Here is a 13,968-nt window from a genome sequence, read left to right on the forward strand (position 1 = left end):
CTACAGCAGGCCGTGCTGCTGCAGCTTCTTGCGCAGCGTATTGCGATTGATGCCGAGGTACTCCGCGGCGAGCGACTGGTTGCCGCCGGCCTGTACGAGCACGACCTCGAGCATCGGCTTTTCGACGCAGGACATCACCATTTCATAGACGTCGTGCGGATTGGAGCCGTCTAGATCCCGGAAATACACGTCCAGGCTCTCGCGGACACATTGTTCGATGTTGTGCTTGCTCATGCTGCTAACTGGTTATGGTCGTCCGACTCGCCCTGGCCGTTTTCCTCTTCGTCATCGACGTAGACGAGGTGGTCCGACAGCGCCTTTTGCGCCTCGAAGAATGCATTGACGGCGGCGAGCTGCTCGCGGGTGGAATCGAGCGTGTTCATCCTGTGCCGGAACCCGTTGGCACCGGAAAGGCCGCGAGTGTACCAGCCGATGTGCTTGCGCGCAGTACGGACTCCCGTGAATTCACCATAGAAAGCGTAGTGGTCTTCCAGGTGTTCGTTCATCACGTGCTGGATCTCGTCGATCCGCGGCGGGGGCAGCAGCTCGCCGGTTTGCAGGAAATGATCGATTTCGCGGAACAGCCACGGCCGACCTTGCGCGGCACGACCGATCATCAGGGCGTCGGCGCCGGTGGCGTCGAGCACGGCCTTCGCCTTCGCGGGCGACGTGATGTCGCCGTTCGCGACCACCGGAATCCGCACCGCCGCCTTCACGGCCGCGATGGTGTCGTATTCGGCGTCGCCGCGGTACAGGTCGGCGCGCGTGCGGCCGTGCACGGTCAGCATCGAGATGCCGGCGGCTTCGGCCAGGCGCGCAACCGTGATCGCGTTCTTGTGCTCGCGATCCCAGCCGGTGCGGATCTTCAGCGTGACGGGCACCGCATCGGGCCCCGTGCCGACCGCCGCGACGACGGCCTCGACGATGCGCTGCACGAGCGGCTCGTTCTGCAGCAGCGCGGAGCCGGCCGCGACGTTGCAGACCTTCTTCGCCGGGCAGCCCATGTTGATGTCGATGATCTGCGCGCCGTTGTCGACGTTGTAGCGGGCCGCTTCGGCCATCATCGCCGGATCGGCGCCGGCGATCTGGACCGCAATCGGTTCCACCTCGCCTTCGTGGTTCGCGCGCCGCATCGTCTTCGCGCTTTTCCACAGCTGCGCGTTGGACGCGACCATCTCGGACACGGCGTAACCGGCTCCCAGCCGCTTGCAGAGCTGGCGGAACGGACGATCCGTCACGCCGGCCATCGGGGCGACGAACAGGTTGTTACGCAATACGTGAGGGCCGATAACGGGCATCGCAATGGCACCGCCCGCGGCGGGCGCGGGCAGGGAAAGGGCAGACGGAAACGCGCATTTTACCGTATTCCCATGCCCTGCCGATTTGACCCGGTTTGAGCGGCGCGACTGTGCGCGCCGCGGGTCAGTTGCGCTGGCCGAACATCATCTGTCGCGCGATCACCTTCTTGAGCGGCGGCACGAACTCGAGCGCGGTGAGTGCCGCGCCGCGCAGCAGCGGGAGCGGGCCCGAGTCGATCGTGAACAGGCGTGCCAGCGTGTCGGTCGCGCCGATCGTGAAGCGCCGGTCGAGTGCGCGGCGCGCGTTGAAGGTGGCGAGCGCGGTGGCCTCGAAGCCTTGCGCGGACAGCGTATCGACGAGCGTATGCGCATCGCGCAGCCCGAGGTTGAGCCCCTGGCCCGCGACGGGGTGCAGGGTCTGCGCGGCATTGCCGACGATCGCGACGCGGCCGTTGACGAGCGTCTGCGCGGCGGTCAGGCCGAGCGGGAACGATGCGCGCCCCGCGATCGCGACGAAGTCGCCCATGCGTTCGCCGAATGCGCGGCCGAGCTCGCGCAGGAACGCATCGTCGGGCAGCGCGGCGCGCCGCGCCGCTTCGTCGGGCGTGCAGCACCAGACGAGCGCGTACTCGGCCTGGCGCGGCCCGCCGAGCGGCAGTAGCGCGAGCGGGCCTTCGTGCGTGAAGCGTTCCCACGCGACGTTCGGGCGCGGCGCCGATACCGTGACCGTGCCGACGATCGCGGTCTGCCCGTAGTCGCGGCGATGTTTGCTGGCGTCGGCCTGCTGTTCGTGGAACAGCCCGCCTTCGGCATTGATGACGACGCGTGCGCGCAGCGTGCGCTCGCCCTGCGGGCCGTCGAGCGTCAGCGTGACGCCGTCGGCATCCTGCTGCGGCGCGCGCGCGGTGGTCGACGTGAGCCAGTCGACGCGCGTGCCGCGCACGGCGCCCGCGAGCGCCTGCACGAGCGAGCCGTAGCGCACGACGTAGCCGAGCGCGGCGACGTCGTGCTCGTCGCGGTCGATCAGCGTGCGGCCGAAATGGCCGCGCTGCGACACGTGGATATGTTCGATCGGCGTCGCGTCGGCGGGCCACGCGAGCGTGTCGAGCAGCACGCGGCTGCCGTGCGACACGGCGATCGCGCGCGGATCGTTCGCGCTGGCGGCCGGTTCGCGTGCATCGATCAGTGCGATCGATGCGTGCTGCGTGGCGCTGCGGCGCGCGAGCCAGCCGGCGAGCGCGAGCCCGACGGGGCCCGCGCCGACGATGGCGAGATCGTAGTCCGGCGTGGCCGGGGAGGAGGCGGTCGTCATCTTGATTCGTGAAACGGAGGTAACGGTCGGCGGCGGCCGGTCATGCGCCCGCGCGCATCAGTGCTTCGATCTCGTCCGCCGCGACGGGCACGCCGCGCGTGATCAGCTCGCAGCCGTGCTCGCGCACGATCGCGTCGTCCTCGATGCGGATGCCGATGTTCCAGTACTCGGGCGGCACGTCGTCGGCGGCGCGCACGTACAGGCCGGGCTCGATCGTCAGCGTCATGCCGGCTTTCAGCGTGCGCCACGGCAGCGCGCCGTTGCCGTCACGCTCGGCGAGCCGCTCGCGGTAGTCGCCGCAATCGTGCACGTCCATCCCGATCCAGTGGCCGGTGCGATGCATGTAGAAGCGTGCGTAGGCGCGCTCGGCGATCACGTCGTCGACGTTCGAGAAGCGCGTTTTCGGGATGATGCCGGTGTCGAGCAGCCCCTGCGCGAGCACGCGCACGGCGGCGTCGTGCGGCGCCTCGAACGGCACGCCGGCGCGCGTCGCGTCGATCGCGGCCTGTTGCGCGGCGAGCACGATGTCGTACAGCGTGCGTTGCGCGGGCGAGAAGCGCCCGTTGGCCGGGAACGTGCGCGTGATGTCCGACGCGTAGCCGTCGAGTTCGCACGCGGCGTCGATCAGGATCAGGTCGCCATCTTGTGCGGTTGCGTTGCCGGCCGGGTAGTGCAGCACGCACGCGTTCGCGCCGGCCGCGACGATCGAGCCGTACGCGGGCGACTGCGCGCCGTGCTTGCGGAACACATACAGCAGCTCGGCCTCGAGTTCGTATTCGCGGATGCCGGGGCGGCACGCCTGCATCGCGCGGCGGTGCGCAAGGGCGGAGATGTGCGCGGCGCGCATCATGATCGCGAGTTCGTGCTCGTCCTTCACGAGCCGCATGTCGTCGAGCAGCGGCGTGAGGTCGAGCATCGCGTCCGGCGCGGCGACACCCGTGCGCGCCAGCGCGCGCACCGCGTCGACCCAGCCCGCGAGCCGGCGCTCGAAGTCGGCCGATGCGCCGAACCGGTAGTGCACGGTGCCCGCGTCGGCGAGCAGGCGCGGCATCTCGGTATCGATCACGTCGACGGCGAACGCCGCGTCGAAGCCGAACGCATCGCGCGCGGCTTCGGGCCCGTAATGGAAGCCTTCCCAGATTTCGCGGTCGGCGTTCTTGGCGCGGCAGAACAGGATCGACTCCGGCGCGCCGTGCGGCGCGGCCGCGTTCAGCACGAGCACGGCATCCGGCTCGCTGAAGCCTGTCAGGTAGTGGAAGTAGCTGTCGAACCGGTACGGATAGTCCGTATCGCGATTGCGCGGCACTTCGGGCGCGGTGGGGACGATGGCGACGCCGCCGCCGGCGGCACGCAGTGCGGCAAGCACGCGTTCACGGCGCTGGCGGTAGACGTCGACGGCGATGGCGGTATCGAGGGGCGCGTTCATTCGTGCGATTGTAGCGCCGCGGGACGCCGTGCGTGAGAGAGGGGGCGGGAAGCCGCCCTGGAAGGCCCGCGCGGCGGTTGTTGCAAACCATCCACAGGCCGTCCGGGCGATTTTCTGTCGCGCGACGCTGGCCGGTTATGATCGGCGACAACGTATACTCTCGGCGGTTCCCTTAAAAAGGCAGATGATGAAATTAATCGGTTCGCTCAGCAGCCCGTACGTCCGCAAGGCGCGGATCGTGCTGGCTGAAAAGAAGATCGACTACAAGCTGGAGCTCGAGAACGTGTGGGCGCCGGAGACGGATATTCATGCCTCGAATCCGCTCGGCAAGGTCCCGTGCCTCGTGATGGAGGATGGTGCCGCGGTGTTTGATTCCCGCGTGATCTGCGAATATGTCGATACGTTGTCGCCGGTCGGCAAGCTGATTCCGCCGTCGGGCCGCGAGCGCCTCGAGGTGCGGTGCTGGGAAGCGCTGGGCGACGGCGTGATCGACGCGGCGGTCGCGATTCGCGTCGAACATACGATGCGCGACGAGGCGCAGCGCAGCGCGAGCTGGATCGCGCGCCAGCAACGCAAGATCGACGACGGCCTCGTCGCGATGTCGCAGGGCCTCGGCGGCAAGACGTGGTGCGTCGGTAATCATTACACGCTCGCCGACATCGCACTCGGCTGCGCGCTCGGCTATCTCGACTTCCGGATGCCCGAGCTCAACTGGCGCGATCGCCACCCGAACCTCGACAAGCACTTCGCGAAGCTGCTGCAGCGGCCGTCGTTCGCCGACACGCTGCCGCAGAGCTGAGCCGCACGCGACGCATTCACGCGCTTCACGCGTTTCACGCCATTCGGCAGACAAAAGAAAAGCGCCCCGCGGGGCGCTTTTCTTTTTGCCGGGCCGCCCCGCGGCGGGGGGGGCGCCCGCGTCATTCGATCGATGCGTACACGGCTTCGCCGAGCGTGAACGAATCGCTGCGCGCAATCGGCCACCACTTGTCGTACAGCGAGAAGCCGCAGGTCTGGCCGTCGAGCAGCGCACCGGGTTTCAGGTACTTCAGCAACTGCGACATCAGCCGCACTTCATGCGGCGCGACCCGCTGCACGATGTGATGCGCGCGCAGCTCGGACGGGTGCGCGAGGCCGGCCGCCTGCACGAGTTCCTGCAACGCATGCAGCGTATTGCGGTGGAAGTTGTACACGCGCTCGGCCTTGTCGGGCACGACGAGCGCGCGCTGGCGCACCGGGTCCTGGGTCGCGACGCCGGTCGGGCAGCGATCGGTGTGGCAGTGCTGCGCCTGGATACAGCCGACCGCGAACATGAAGCCGCGCGCCGAGTTCACCCAGTCCGCGCCGATCGCGAGCGTACGCGCGATGTCGAACGCGGTGATGATCTTGCCGCTCGCGCCGAGCTTCACGCGATCGCGCACGCCGATCCCGACGAGCGTGTTGTGCACGAGCAGCAGCCCTTCCTGCAGCGGCACGCCGACGTGGTCGGTGAATTCGAGCGGCGCCGCGCCCGTGCCGCCTTCCGCGCCGTCGACGACGATGAAGTCCGGCACGATGCCGGTCTCGAGCATCGCCTTCGCGATCCCGAAGAATTCCCACGGATGGCCGATGCACAGCTTGAAGCCGGTCGGCTTGCCGCCCGACAGCGTGCGCAGCCGGTCGACGAATTCGAGCAGCCCGCGCGGCGTCGAGAACTCCGAGTGTGTCGCCGGCGAGATGCAGTCCTTGCCCATCGGCACGCCGCGCGTCTCGGCGATTTCCGGCGTGATCTTCGCGGCCGGCAGCACGCCGCCGTGGCCGGGCTTCGCACCCTGCGACAGCTTCACCTCGATCATCTTGACCTGCGGATCGGCGGCCTGCTTCGCGAACTTGTCGGGGTTGAAGGTGCCGTCGTCGTTGCGGCAGCCGAAGTAGCCGGACGCGATTTCCCAGATGATGTCGCCGCCGTTTTCGCGGTGGTACTTCGACAGCGAGCCTTCGCCCGTGTCGTGCGCGAAACCGCCTTTCTTCGCACCGAGGTTCAGCGAGCGGATCGCGTTCGCGGACAGCGAGCCGAAGCTCATCGCCGAGATGTTGAAGATCGAAATGTCATACGGTTGCGCGCGGTTCGCGCCGACGCGGATGCGGAAATCGTGGTTCGGCAGCTTCGTCGGCGCGAGCGAATGGCTGATCCATTCGTGCGCGACGGCCTTCACGTTCAGCTCGGTGCCGTACGGGCGGTTGTCGGCGACGTTCTTCGCGCGCTGGTAGACGAGGCTGCGCTGCGCACGCGAGAACGGCTTTTCGTCGGTGTCGTCCTCGACGAAATACTGGCGGATTTCAGGTCGGATGAATTCGAACAGGAAGCGGAAGTGGCCCCAGAGCGGGTAGTTGCGCAGGATCGCGTGGCGGTCCTGCTTCAGGTCGTACAGGCCGAGCGCGACGAGCGCGGCCGGGATCACGAGCCACAGCCACGCGATCGTGTGCCGGGCGGCGAGCGCCGCGACGGCCACGAACAGCAGGACCGCGCACCACATCGCGATATAGCGTCGGGAAAACATGGGGACTCCATCGTAATTGTCTGGATGGCCGTCACGTCGCCAGGATCGCGCGGCGGCCGGCAGGTCGGCGCCCGAGGCATCGCGCAGGCCCGGCGGGCATGGTGCCCGTGCCGTACCCGCCGCCGCCGGCGCCCACGATGGTCGAGAGTCTACTACGGGTGTCGTGAAGCTCGCGTTGCCGAGCCGGCGGCTACCGGCCGGTCTCGGTCGGGCGGATGAACGGGCTGTACGCCAGGGTGCCGGGTTTCAGCCTGGCGTCGTCGTCGAAGTCCTCGTCGCGGTTGAACGGCACGCGCGGCCATGCGGGCCAGTCGCGCAGCCGCGCGCGGTAGTCGACGAGGCAGCGTGCGAGGCGCGCGTCCTGTCGTCGCGCGGCGTCGCCTGCCAGGCCGCCGCGGACGTCGTGGACCAGGTGCGGTTCGAGCACGTCGAAGCCGACGTAGCGCAGCGCGTACATGATCGGCCACAGCAGCAGGCGGGTATCGCCTTCACGGCCATCGGACGCGCAGGCGGCGGCCGACGAGCCGGTCGTGACGCTCAGCAACGCGCGCCGCCCTTGCAGCACGCCGCGATCGTGGCGCTGCCGGCTGCTGTAAAGGCCGCCGTAGACGAACACGCGATCCATCCAGCCCTTCAGGATCGCGGGCGCGCCGAACCACCACAGCGGGAACTGCAGGATCAGCGCATCGGCTTGCTTCAGCAGGCCGACATGATGGGCGATCTCGGGCGCGAGCGTGCCGCGTTCCCAGTGATGGCGCTGCTCGCGCTGCGCGTCGAAGCAGGTGGGATCGAGCCGATCCGCGTAATGGCGCGGTGCCTCGCACGGGTCGAATGTCTCGCCATACAGGTTCGCGACCGTCACGGCATGGCCGCCCGCGCGCCAGGCGTCGGCCGCCGTGCCGGCGAGGGTGGCGTTGAACGACTGCGGTTCGGGATGGGCAACGACGATCAGCGCATGCATGGCGGGCTCCGGGAGTGTGCGACGATGATGGCCGGCGGCGGTGGGGCCGCGCAATCACGCACCCGGAGGTAACCATGGCATTTCCCGGCGACGTCTACGCGGCGGACTGCTCAGCGCGCGATGCGCTCGCGCTGGTCGCCGGCAAGTGGTCGCTGCTGATCCTGCCGGCGTTGGCCGAGCGGCCGCTGCGCAATGGCGAGCTGCTCAAGCGTATCGGCGGGATTTCCCAGAAGGTGTTGACGCAGACGCTGCGCGAGCTGGAGCGCAACGGGCTGATCGAACGCATCGCGGTGGCGGCGCGACGCGCACACGTCGAGTACCGGTTGACGGCGGTGGCGGGGTCGCTCGTGGAGACGCTCGTGGCGCTCGACCGCTGGGCCGAGCGCCATTTTCCCGAGCTGGACGCGGCGCGCGAGCGCTACGACGCGTCGGTGCGGAACATGCGGTGAGTGGCGGGGCCGCGTCCGGCCGGCGCCCGCTTGCGCGGCGCCGGCGGCGCGTCAGCGGGCGAGCGCGAGGGCCGGTGCTGCGTTCGCCTGCGTGTTGCCGGACAGCGCGGATTCGATGATCCCGCCGCCGAGGCAGATCTCGCCGTCGTACAGCACGGCCGACTGGCCGGGCGTGACGGCCCACTGCGCGTCGTCGAACGCGAGCGAGAAGCGCGCCTCGCCTGCCGGGCTGGGCGTGGCGGCGCCGAATGCGCACGCCGCGTCGGCCTGCCGGTAGCGCGTCTTCGCCCCGCACGCGAAACCTTCGGCCGGCGGTTCGCCGGCGACCCAGCTCACGTTGCCCGCGACCAGCTCGCGCGCCAGCAGCCACGGATGATCGTGGCCCTGCACGACGTACAGCGTGTTCGACGCGATGTCCTTCGCGGCGACGAACCACGGATCGCCGTTGCCGGTCTTGCTGCCGCCGAGGCCGATGCCCTTGCGCTGGCCGAACGTGTAGAACGCGAGACCGATGTGCTCGCCGACGACCTTGCCGTCCGGCGTCTTCATCGGGCCGGGTTGGGTCGGCAGATAGCGGTTCAGGAAATCGCGGAACGGCCGTTCGCCGATGAAGCAGATGCCGGTCGAATCCTTCTTCTTCGCGTTCGGCAGCCCGATCTGCGCGGCGATCTCGCGCACCTTCGTCTTCGGGATCTCGCCGAGCGGGAACATCGTCTTCGACAACTGCGCCTGGTTCAGCCGGTGCAGGAAGTACGACTGGTCTTTCGTATGATCGAAGGCCTTCAGCAGTTCGAAACGCCCGTCACGCTCGCGCACGCGCGCATAGTGGCCGGTCGCGATCATTTCCGCGTCGAGCGACATCGCGTGATCGAGGAACGCCTTGAACTTGATCTCGGCGTTGCACAGCACGTCGGGGTTCGGCGTGCGGCCGGCCGAATATTCGCGCAGGAATTCGGCGAACACGCGGTCCTTGTATTCGGCCGCGAAGTTGACGGCTTCCACGTCGATGCCGATCAGGTCGGCCACCGACACGACGTCGATCCAGTCCTGGCGCGTCGAGCAGTATTCGCCGTCGTCGTCGTCTTCCCAGTTCTTCATGAACAGGCCGACCACGTCGTAACCCTGCTCCTTCAGCAGCCAAGCGGTCACCGACGAATCGACGCCGCCCGACATGCCCACCACTACACGGCGCTTGCTCATTTGTTGACCGCCTGACGTTCGAATGCTTCGGGGCGCGGCGCGACCGAATGCGTGTGCACGAAATCGAGCGGAATGCGCCGCCCGGCGAGGTAATCGTCGACGCAGCGCATCACCGCGGGCGAGCGATGGCGCTCGCCGCACGCGCGCAGCTCGTCGGCGGTCATCCACAGCGTGCGGACGATGCCGTCGTCGAGCGCGTGGCCCGCGATCGGCTCGCTGGCCGTGCCGCAGAACGTGAAGCGCAGGTAGGTCGCGCCGGCGGTGCCGGGGCGGTCGTAGTGCGCGAGATAGACGCCGACGAGCGCGTCGGGCGTGAACGGGTGCGCGGTTTCCTCGAGCGTTTCTCGGATCACGGCGTCGGCCAGCGTTTCGCCGGCTTCGAGATGGCCTGCCGGCTGGTTGATGCGCAGGCCCGACGAGGTTTCTTCCTCGATCATGAGAAAGCGGCCGGCGTGCTCGACGAGCGCGGCGACCGTCACATGCGGGGTCCAGATTTCGGGTTTCATGGTTCGGCATTTTACCGGTTGCGCCCGAACGCTGCCGGTCACCTCGCTAAACGAATCCGACCCTCGCAATTCGTCTGTCCTGCCGATGCGCGGCGACGCCGGCCGGGCTGGCGCGCCATCAGGCGCGCCCGTGTGGAGCTGCTGGTACGGCCCTCGCTTTCGCCTAAAGTGGAAGGTGAGTGTCGTCGCTCGTGAGCCGGTAGTCAGCCTGCCGGCTCGTTGCGCAGTAGAAAACGCAGGAAACGAAACACTGACGATGACGGAGGGACCGACGATGCATATTGGCGTGCCTGCCGAAACGCGGGCGAACGAGGCGCGGGTGGCCGCGACGCCGGAAACCGTGAAGAAATACGCGGCGGCCGGGCATCGGGTCAGCGTCGCGAGAGGGGCCGGCGTCGCCGCGAGTTATCCCGACGGCGCCTATGCGGCCGCCGGTGCCGAACTGACCGGCCAGTCGGCCGCGTTCGACGTCGACATCGTGCTGAAGGTCCAGGCGCCCACCGACGCCGAACTGCCGTTGCTCAAGCGCGGCTCGGTGCTGGTCGGCATGCTCGATCCGTTCGACGGCGAGCAGGCGGCGAAGCTGGCCGCGGCCGGCGTGACGGCCTTCGCGCTCGAAGCCGCGCCGCGCACGACGCGCGCGCAGAGCCTCGACGTGCTGTCGTCGCAGGCGAACATCGCGGGCTACAAGGCCGTGCTGGTGGCCGCGGCGCTGTATCCGCGCTTCTTTCCGATGCTGATGACGGCCGCGGGCACCGTGAAGGCCGCGCGCGTGCTGATTCTCGGCGCGGGCGTCGCGGGCCTGCAGGCGATCGCGACCGCGAAGCGCCTCGGCGCGGTGATCGAGGCGTCCGACGTGCGGCCGGCCGTGAAGGAGCAGATCGAGTCGCTCGGCGCGAAATTCCTCGACGTCCCGTACGACACCGACGAAGAGCGCGACGCGGCGCAGGGCGTGGGCGGCTACGCGCGCCCGATGCCGCCGTCGTGGCTCGGCCGCCAGGCCGCGCTGGTGCACGAGCGGGCGAAGCAGGCCGACATCGTGATCACCACCGCGCTGATTCCCGGGCGCCCGGCGCCGACCTTGATCTCCGTCGAAACCGTGCAGTCGATGAAGCCGGGCTCGGTGCTCGTCGATCTCGCGGCCGGCCGCGGCCCGGAATTCGACGGCCGCAAGAGCGGCAACTGTCCGCTGACGGTCGCCGACCAGGTGATCGTGCACGACGGCGTGACGATCGCGGGCTACACGAATCTCGCGTCGATGGTCGCGGCGGACGCGTCGGCGCTGTATGCGCGCAACCTGCTCGACTTCATGAAGCTGATCGTCACGAAGGACGGCACGCTGAACATCGACCTGACCGACGACATCGTCGCCGCGACGCTCCTGTGCCGCGACGGCGAAGTCGCGCGCAAGTAACCGGGGAGAAGGCGACCATGGAAGTCATCAATCACACGGTGATCAACGTGATCATCTTCGTGCTGGCGGTGTACGTCGGCTACCACGTGGTGTGGAACGTCACGCCGGCGCTGCATACGCCGCTGATGGCCGTGACCAACGCGATCTCGGCGATCGTGATCGTCGGCGCGATGCTGGCGGCGGTGCTGACCGTCGGCACGACCGGCAAGGTGTTCGGCACGCTCGCGGTCGCGCTCGCGGCCGTCAACGTGTTCGGCGGTTTCCTCGTGACGAGGCGCATGCTCGAGATGTTCCGCAAGAAGGCGCCGAAGCCGGCCGACGGCGGCAAGGAGGGCGCGCGATGAGCATGAACGTCGTCACGCTGCTGTATCTCGTCGCGTCGGTGTGCTTCATCCAGGCGCTGAAGGGCCTGTCGAACCCCAAGAGCGCGCGGCGCGGCAACCTGTTCGGGATGGCCGGGATGGCCATCGCGATCCTCACGACGGTCGCGCTGATCGTCAAGCAGGCCGAGTGGCTCGGCGCGAACCTGCCGCTCGGCATCGCGCTGGTGCTCGGCGCGCTGATCGTCGGCGGTGGCGTGGGGGCGTTCGTCGCCGCGCGCGTCGAGATGACGAAGATGCCGGAGCTCGTCGCGGCGATGCATTCGCTGATCGGTCTCGCGGCCGTGTGCATCGCGTATGCGGTGGTGTCGGAGCCGGAAGCGTTCGGGCTGGTGCCGCAGGACGCGGTGTCGTCGAACTTCATCCCGTTCGGCAACCGCGTCGAGCTGTTCATCGGCACGGTCGTCGGCGCGATCACGTTCTCCGGTTCGGTGATCGCGTTCGGCAAGCTGTCGGGCAAATACCGGTTCCGGCTGTTCCAGGGCGCGCCGGTCGTGTACGCGGGCCAGCACCTGCTCAACCTGATGCTCGCGCTCGCGATGCTCGGCTTCGGCATCCTGTTCTTCATCACGCAGTCGTGGCTGCCGTTCATCATCATGACGGCGATCGCGTTCGCGCTCGGCGTGCTGATCATCATCCCGATCGGCGGCGCGGACATGCCGGTGGTCGTGTCGATGCTGAACTCGTATTCGGGGTGGGCCGCGGCCGGCATCGGCTTCTCGCTGAACAACGCGATGCTGATCATCGCAGGCTCCCTCGTCGGCTCGTCGGGCGCGATCCTGTCGTACATCATGTGCCACGCGATGAACCGCTCGTTCTTCAACGTGCTCCTCGGCGGCTTCGGTGGCGACGCGGCGGCGGGTGGCGCGGCGGGCGCGAAGGAGCAGCGGCCGGTGAAGGCGGGCTCGGCCGAAGACGCGTCGTTCATGCTCGGCAACGCGGAGACGGTCGTGATCGTGCCGGGCTACGGGCTGGCCGTGGCCCGTGCGCAGCACGCGCTGAAGGAGCTGACCGACAAGCTGGTCGACAAGGGCATCGACGTGAAGTACGCGATCCATCCGGTCGCGGGGCGGATGCCCGGGCACATGAACGTGCTGCTCGCGGAAGCGGAAGTGCCGTACGAGATCGTGCACGAGATGGAGGACATCAACGGCGAATTCGGCCAGGTCGACGTCGTGCTGGTGCTCGGCGCGAACGACGTCGTGAACCCGGCCGCGAAGAACGATCCGGCGTCGCCGATCGCGGGGATGCCGATCATCGAGGCGTACAAGGCGCGCACGGTGATCGTCAACAAGCGCTCGATGGCGGCCGGCTACGCGGGCCTCGACAACGACCTGTTCTACATGGACAAGACGATGATGGTGTTCGGCGATGCGAAGAAGGTCATCGAGGACATGGTGAAGTCGGTCGAATGACGCACGTGCGAGTGACGTGGCTGTGTGCTTCGAATCATGGGCAGCGTGACCGGGCAGGCCCGACTGGCACCAGTCAGTCGGGCCTTTTTCATGGTGCGACGAGATGGGCGACGCACGCAGCGATCGTGTCGCGTACGCGCACGATCGCCGGGTCGCGCTGCGTGCTCGTGCGCCAGCCGATTTCGACCGGGTAGTGCGGCAAGTCGACCGGGCACGCGAGCGCGCGCAGCGGGGTGGATTGCGCGATCGCGCGCGCCGCGTGCGCGGGAATCGTCGCGACCGCGCCGGAGCCGGCGAGCAGGTACGGCAGCGCGGCGAAATGCGTGGTCGACGCCGCGACGCGCCGCTTGTGGCCGAGCGTGGCCAGCGCCTCGTCGACGATCCCGATCACGCCGCCCGACGACACGAGCAGGTGGTCGCGCCGCAGGAAATCGGCGAGCGTGAGTGTGCGCGGCGGCTTCGGGCCGGCGGCCGGGTCGATCAGGCACGCGTAGCCGCCCGTCGCGACCGCGCGCCGGCTGAGCCCGTTCGCCGAGAAGCCGCCCGACGCGATCGCGAGGTCGACGCCGTGTCGCAGCAGCGCGTCGCCGGCGATGCCGCTGTGCGTCTGGCGGAAGATCAGCCGGATCCCGGCGGCTTCCCGCGCGACGGCGTCGATCAGTGCGCGGCCGAGCGCGATCTCGAAGTCGTCCGACAGCCCGATCGAGATCGTGCGGCCGATGCGCTCGCCGCCGTCGGCCGCGATCGCGAGGCTTTCGCGACAGCGGTCGAGCGCGTCGGACAGGATCGGCTTCAGCTCGTCCGCGCGCGGCGTCGGCGCGAGCCCGCGGCCGGTGCGCACGAACAGCGGATCGGCATAGATCACGCGCAGCCGCGCGAGCGCCGCGCTCACCGCCGACTGCGTAAGGCCGAGCCGCAGCGCCGCGCGGCTCGCGCCGCCTTCCTCGTACAGCGCCTCGAACACTTTCAGCAGGTTCAGGTCGAGGCCGGCGATATCATCAGCATTCATGACACTTATCGTTCTATCGATTTGATCGATGACATCTTATCGATAAAGATGGCGTTAC

General features: G+C 68.5%; 14 protein-coding genes. 5 read left to right on the forward strand and 9 right to left on the reverse strand.

What is annotated here, in order from left to right; genetic code table 11:
* From QZM35_RS29185 to QZM35_RS29200, 4 genes are all read right to left on the reverse strand, one after another.
* Nucleotides 1–234, reverse strand: a complete 234-nt coding sequence (locus QZM35_RS29185) for a Fis family transcriptional regulator (protein WP_006476892.1) — start codon at nucleotides 232–234, stop codon at nucleotides 1–3.
* Nucleotides 231–1,298, reverse strand: coding sequence for a tRNA dihydrouridine synthase DusB (dusB, locus tag QZM35_RS29190; protein ID WP_006497523.1), 1,068 nt, complete (start codon nucleotides 1,296–1,298; stop codon nucleotides 231–233). The genes QZM35_RS29185 and dusB overlap by 4 nt, the downstream gene beginning before the upstream one ends.
* Nucleotides 1,299–1,422: 124 nt before the next feature.
* Complete coding sequence (locus QZM35_RS29195; RefSeq protein ID WP_174973246.1) at nucleotides 1,423–2,610, reverse strand: UbiH/UbiF/VisC/COQ6 family ubiquinone biosynthesis hydroxylase; 1,188 nt, start codon at nucleotides 2,608–2,610, stop codon at nucleotides 1,423–1,425.
* Nucleotides 2,611–2,650: 40 nt separating this feature from the next.
* Nucleotides 2,651–4,036, reverse strand: a complete 1,386-nt coding sequence (locus QZM35_RS29200) for an aminopeptidase P N-terminal domain-containing protein (protein ID WP_174973247.1) — start codon at nucleotides 4,034–4,036, stop codon at nucleotides 2,651–2,653.
* Nucleotides 4,037–4,220: 184 nt separating this feature from the next.
* Between QZM35_RS29200 and QZM35_RS29205 the strand changes: the two genes are divergently transcribed.
* Nucleotides 4,221–4,835 carry a glutathione S-transferase family protein gene (locus QZM35_RS29205; protein WP_089430611.1) on the forward strand — a complete coding sequence of 205 codons (615 nt, stop codon included), beginning with the start codon at nucleotides 4,221–4,223 and terminating at the stop codon, nucleotides 4,833–4,835.
* Between the two features lie 121 nt (nucleotides 4,836–4,956).
* Here the strand turns inward: QZM35_RS29205 and QZM35_RS29210 are convergent, their stop codons facing one another.
* Together QZM35_RS29210 and QZM35_RS29215 are read right to left on the reverse strand one after the other, a co-directional pair.
* On the reverse strand, nucleotides 4,957–6,576 hold the full coding sequence (locus QZM35_RS29210) for an FMN-binding glutamate synthase family protein (protein WP_174973251.1): 1,620 nt from the start codon (nucleotides 6,574–6,576) through the stop codon (nucleotides 4,957–4,959).
* 190 nt (nucleotides 6,577–6,766) lie between these two features.
* Nucleotides 6,767–7,537 (reverse strand): NAD(P)H-dependent oxidoreductase, encoded by a 771-nt coding sequence (locus QZM35_RS29215; protein WP_301777335.1) that lies wholly within the window; start codon nucleotides 7,535–7,537, stop codon nucleotides 6,767–6,769.
* A gap of 74 nt (nucleotides 7,538–7,611) precedes the next feature.
* On the opposite strand from QZM35_RS29215, the gene QZM35_RS29220 reads away from it, so the two are divergent.
* Entirely contained in the window at nucleotides 7,612–7,986 is a 375-nt protein-coding gene (locus QZM35_RS29220) for a helix-turn-helix domain-containing protein (RefSeq protein ID WP_089424511.1), read from the forward strand.
* Nucleotides 7,987–8,037: 51 nt separating this feature from the next.
* Here the strand turns inward: QZM35_RS29220 and mnmA are convergent, their stop codons facing one another.
* Together mnmA and QZM35_RS29230 are read right to left on the reverse strand one after the other, a co-directional pair.
* On the reverse strand, nucleotides 8,038–9,186 hold the full coding sequence (mnmA, locus tag QZM35_RS29225; RefSeq protein ID WP_301777336.1) for a tRNA 2-thiouridine(34) synthase MnmA: 1,149 nt from the start codon (nucleotides 9,184–9,186) through the stop codon (nucleotides 8,038–8,040).
* A complete protein-coding gene (locus tag QZM35_RS29230) occupies nucleotides 9,183–9,692 on the reverse strand; it encodes an NUDIX hydrolase (RefSeq protein WP_089424513.1) in 510 nt (169 codons plus the stop codon). Before QZM35_RS29230 ends, mnmA begins: the two co-directional genes overlap by 4 nt.
* A 274-nt stretch (nucleotides 9,693–9,966) precedes the next feature.
* Between QZM35_RS29230 and QZM35_RS29235 the strand changes: the two genes are divergently transcribed.
* From QZM35_RS29235 to QZM35_RS29245, 3 genes are read left to right on the forward strand one after another with little or no spacing between them, the layout of a single operon-like run.
* Nucleotides 9,967–11,106, forward strand: a complete 1,140-nt coding sequence (locus QZM35_RS29235) for a Re/Si-specific NAD(P)(+) transhydrogenase subunit alpha (protein ID WP_301777379.1) — start codon at nucleotides 9,967–9,969, stop codon at nucleotides 11,104–11,106.
* A 17-nt stretch (nucleotides 11,107–11,123) separates the two neighbouring features.
* Entirely contained in the window at nucleotides 11,124–11,450 is a 327-nt protein-coding gene (locus tag QZM35_RS29240; RefSeq protein WP_301777337.1) for an NAD(P) transhydrogenase subunit alpha, read from the forward strand.
* Nucleotides 11,447–12,901 carry an NAD(P)(+) transhydrogenase (Re/Si-specific) subunit beta gene (locus QZM35_RS29245; protein ID WP_175238186.1) on the forward strand — a complete coding sequence of 485 codons (1,455 nt, stop codon included), beginning with the start codon at nucleotides 11,447–11,449 and terminating at the stop codon, nucleotides 12,899–12,901. Before QZM35_RS29240 ends, QZM35_RS29245 begins: the two co-directional genes overlap by 4 nt.
* A gap of 88 nt (nucleotides 12,902–12,989) precedes the next feature.
* Here QZM35_RS29245 and QZM35_RS29250 read toward each other — a convergent pair whose 3' ends face one another.
* A complete protein-coding gene (locus QZM35_RS29250; RefSeq protein WP_301777338.1) occupies nucleotides 12,990–13,910 on the reverse strand; it encodes a LysR family transcriptional regulator in 921 nt (306 codons plus the stop codon).
* Nucleotides 13,911–13,968 lie beyond the last annotated feature (58 nt).

It is taken from the genome of Burkholderia sp. AU45274 (assembly GCF_030482505.1).
Classification (GTDB): Bacteria; Pseudomonadota; Gammaproteobacteria; order Burkholderiales; family Burkholderiaceae; genus Burkholderia.

Coding starts and splice junctions, on each gene's coding strand:
- QZM35_RS29185 (WP_006476892.1), bottom strand. CDS start 234: ATGAGCAAGCACAACATCGAACAATGTGTCCGCGAGAGCCTGGACGTG.
- mnmA (WP_301777336.1), bottom strand. CDS start 9,186: ATGAGCAAGCGCCGTGTAGTGGTGGGCATGTCGGGCGGCGTCGATTCG.
- QZM35_RS29240 (WP_301777337.1), top strand. CDS start 11,124: ATGGAAGTCATCAATCACACGGTGATCAACGTGATCATCTTCGTGCTG.
- QZM35_RS29195 (WP_174973246.1), bottom strand. CDS start 2,610: ATGACGACCGCCTCCTCCCCGGCCACGCCGGACTACGATCTCGCCATC.
- QZM35_RS29230 (WP_089424513.1), bottom strand. CDS start 9,692: ATGAAACCCGAAATCTGGACCCCGCATGTGACGGTCGCCGCGCTCGTC.
- dusB (WP_006497523.1), bottom strand. CDS start 1,298: ATGCCCGTTATCGGCCCTCACGTATTGCGTAACAACCTGTTCGTCGCC.
- QZM35_RS29220 (WP_089424511.1), top strand. CDS start 7,612: ATGGCATTTCCCGGCGACGTCTACGCGGCGGACTGCTCAGCGCGCGAT.
- QZM35_RS29210 (WP_174973251.1), bottom strand. CDS start 6,576: ATGTTTTCCCGACGCTATATCGCGATGTGGTGCGCGGTCCTGCTGTTC.
- QZM35_RS29235 (WP_301777379.1), top strand. CDS start 9,967: ATGCATATTGGCGTGCCTGCCGAAACGCGGGCGAACGAGGCGCGGGTG.
- QZM35_RS29245 (WP_175238186.1), top strand. CDS start 11,447: ATGAGCATGAACGTCGTCACGCTGCTGTATCTCGTCGCGTCGGTGTGC.
- QZM35_RS29205 (WP_089430611.1), top strand. CDS start 4,221: ATGATGAAATTAATCGGTTCGCTCAGCAGCCCGTACGTCCGCAAGGCG.
- QZM35_RS29200 (WP_174973247.1), bottom strand. CDS start 4,036: ATGAACGCGCCCCTCGATACCGCCATCGCCGTCGACGTCTACCGCCAG.
- QZM35_RS29250 (WP_301777338.1), bottom strand. CDS start 13,910: ATGAATGCTGATGATATCGCCGGCCTCGACCTGAACCTGCTGAAAGTG.
- QZM35_RS29215 (WP_301777335.1), bottom strand. CDS start 7,537: ATGCATGCGCTGATCGTCGTTGCCCATCCCGAACCGCAGTCGTTCAAC.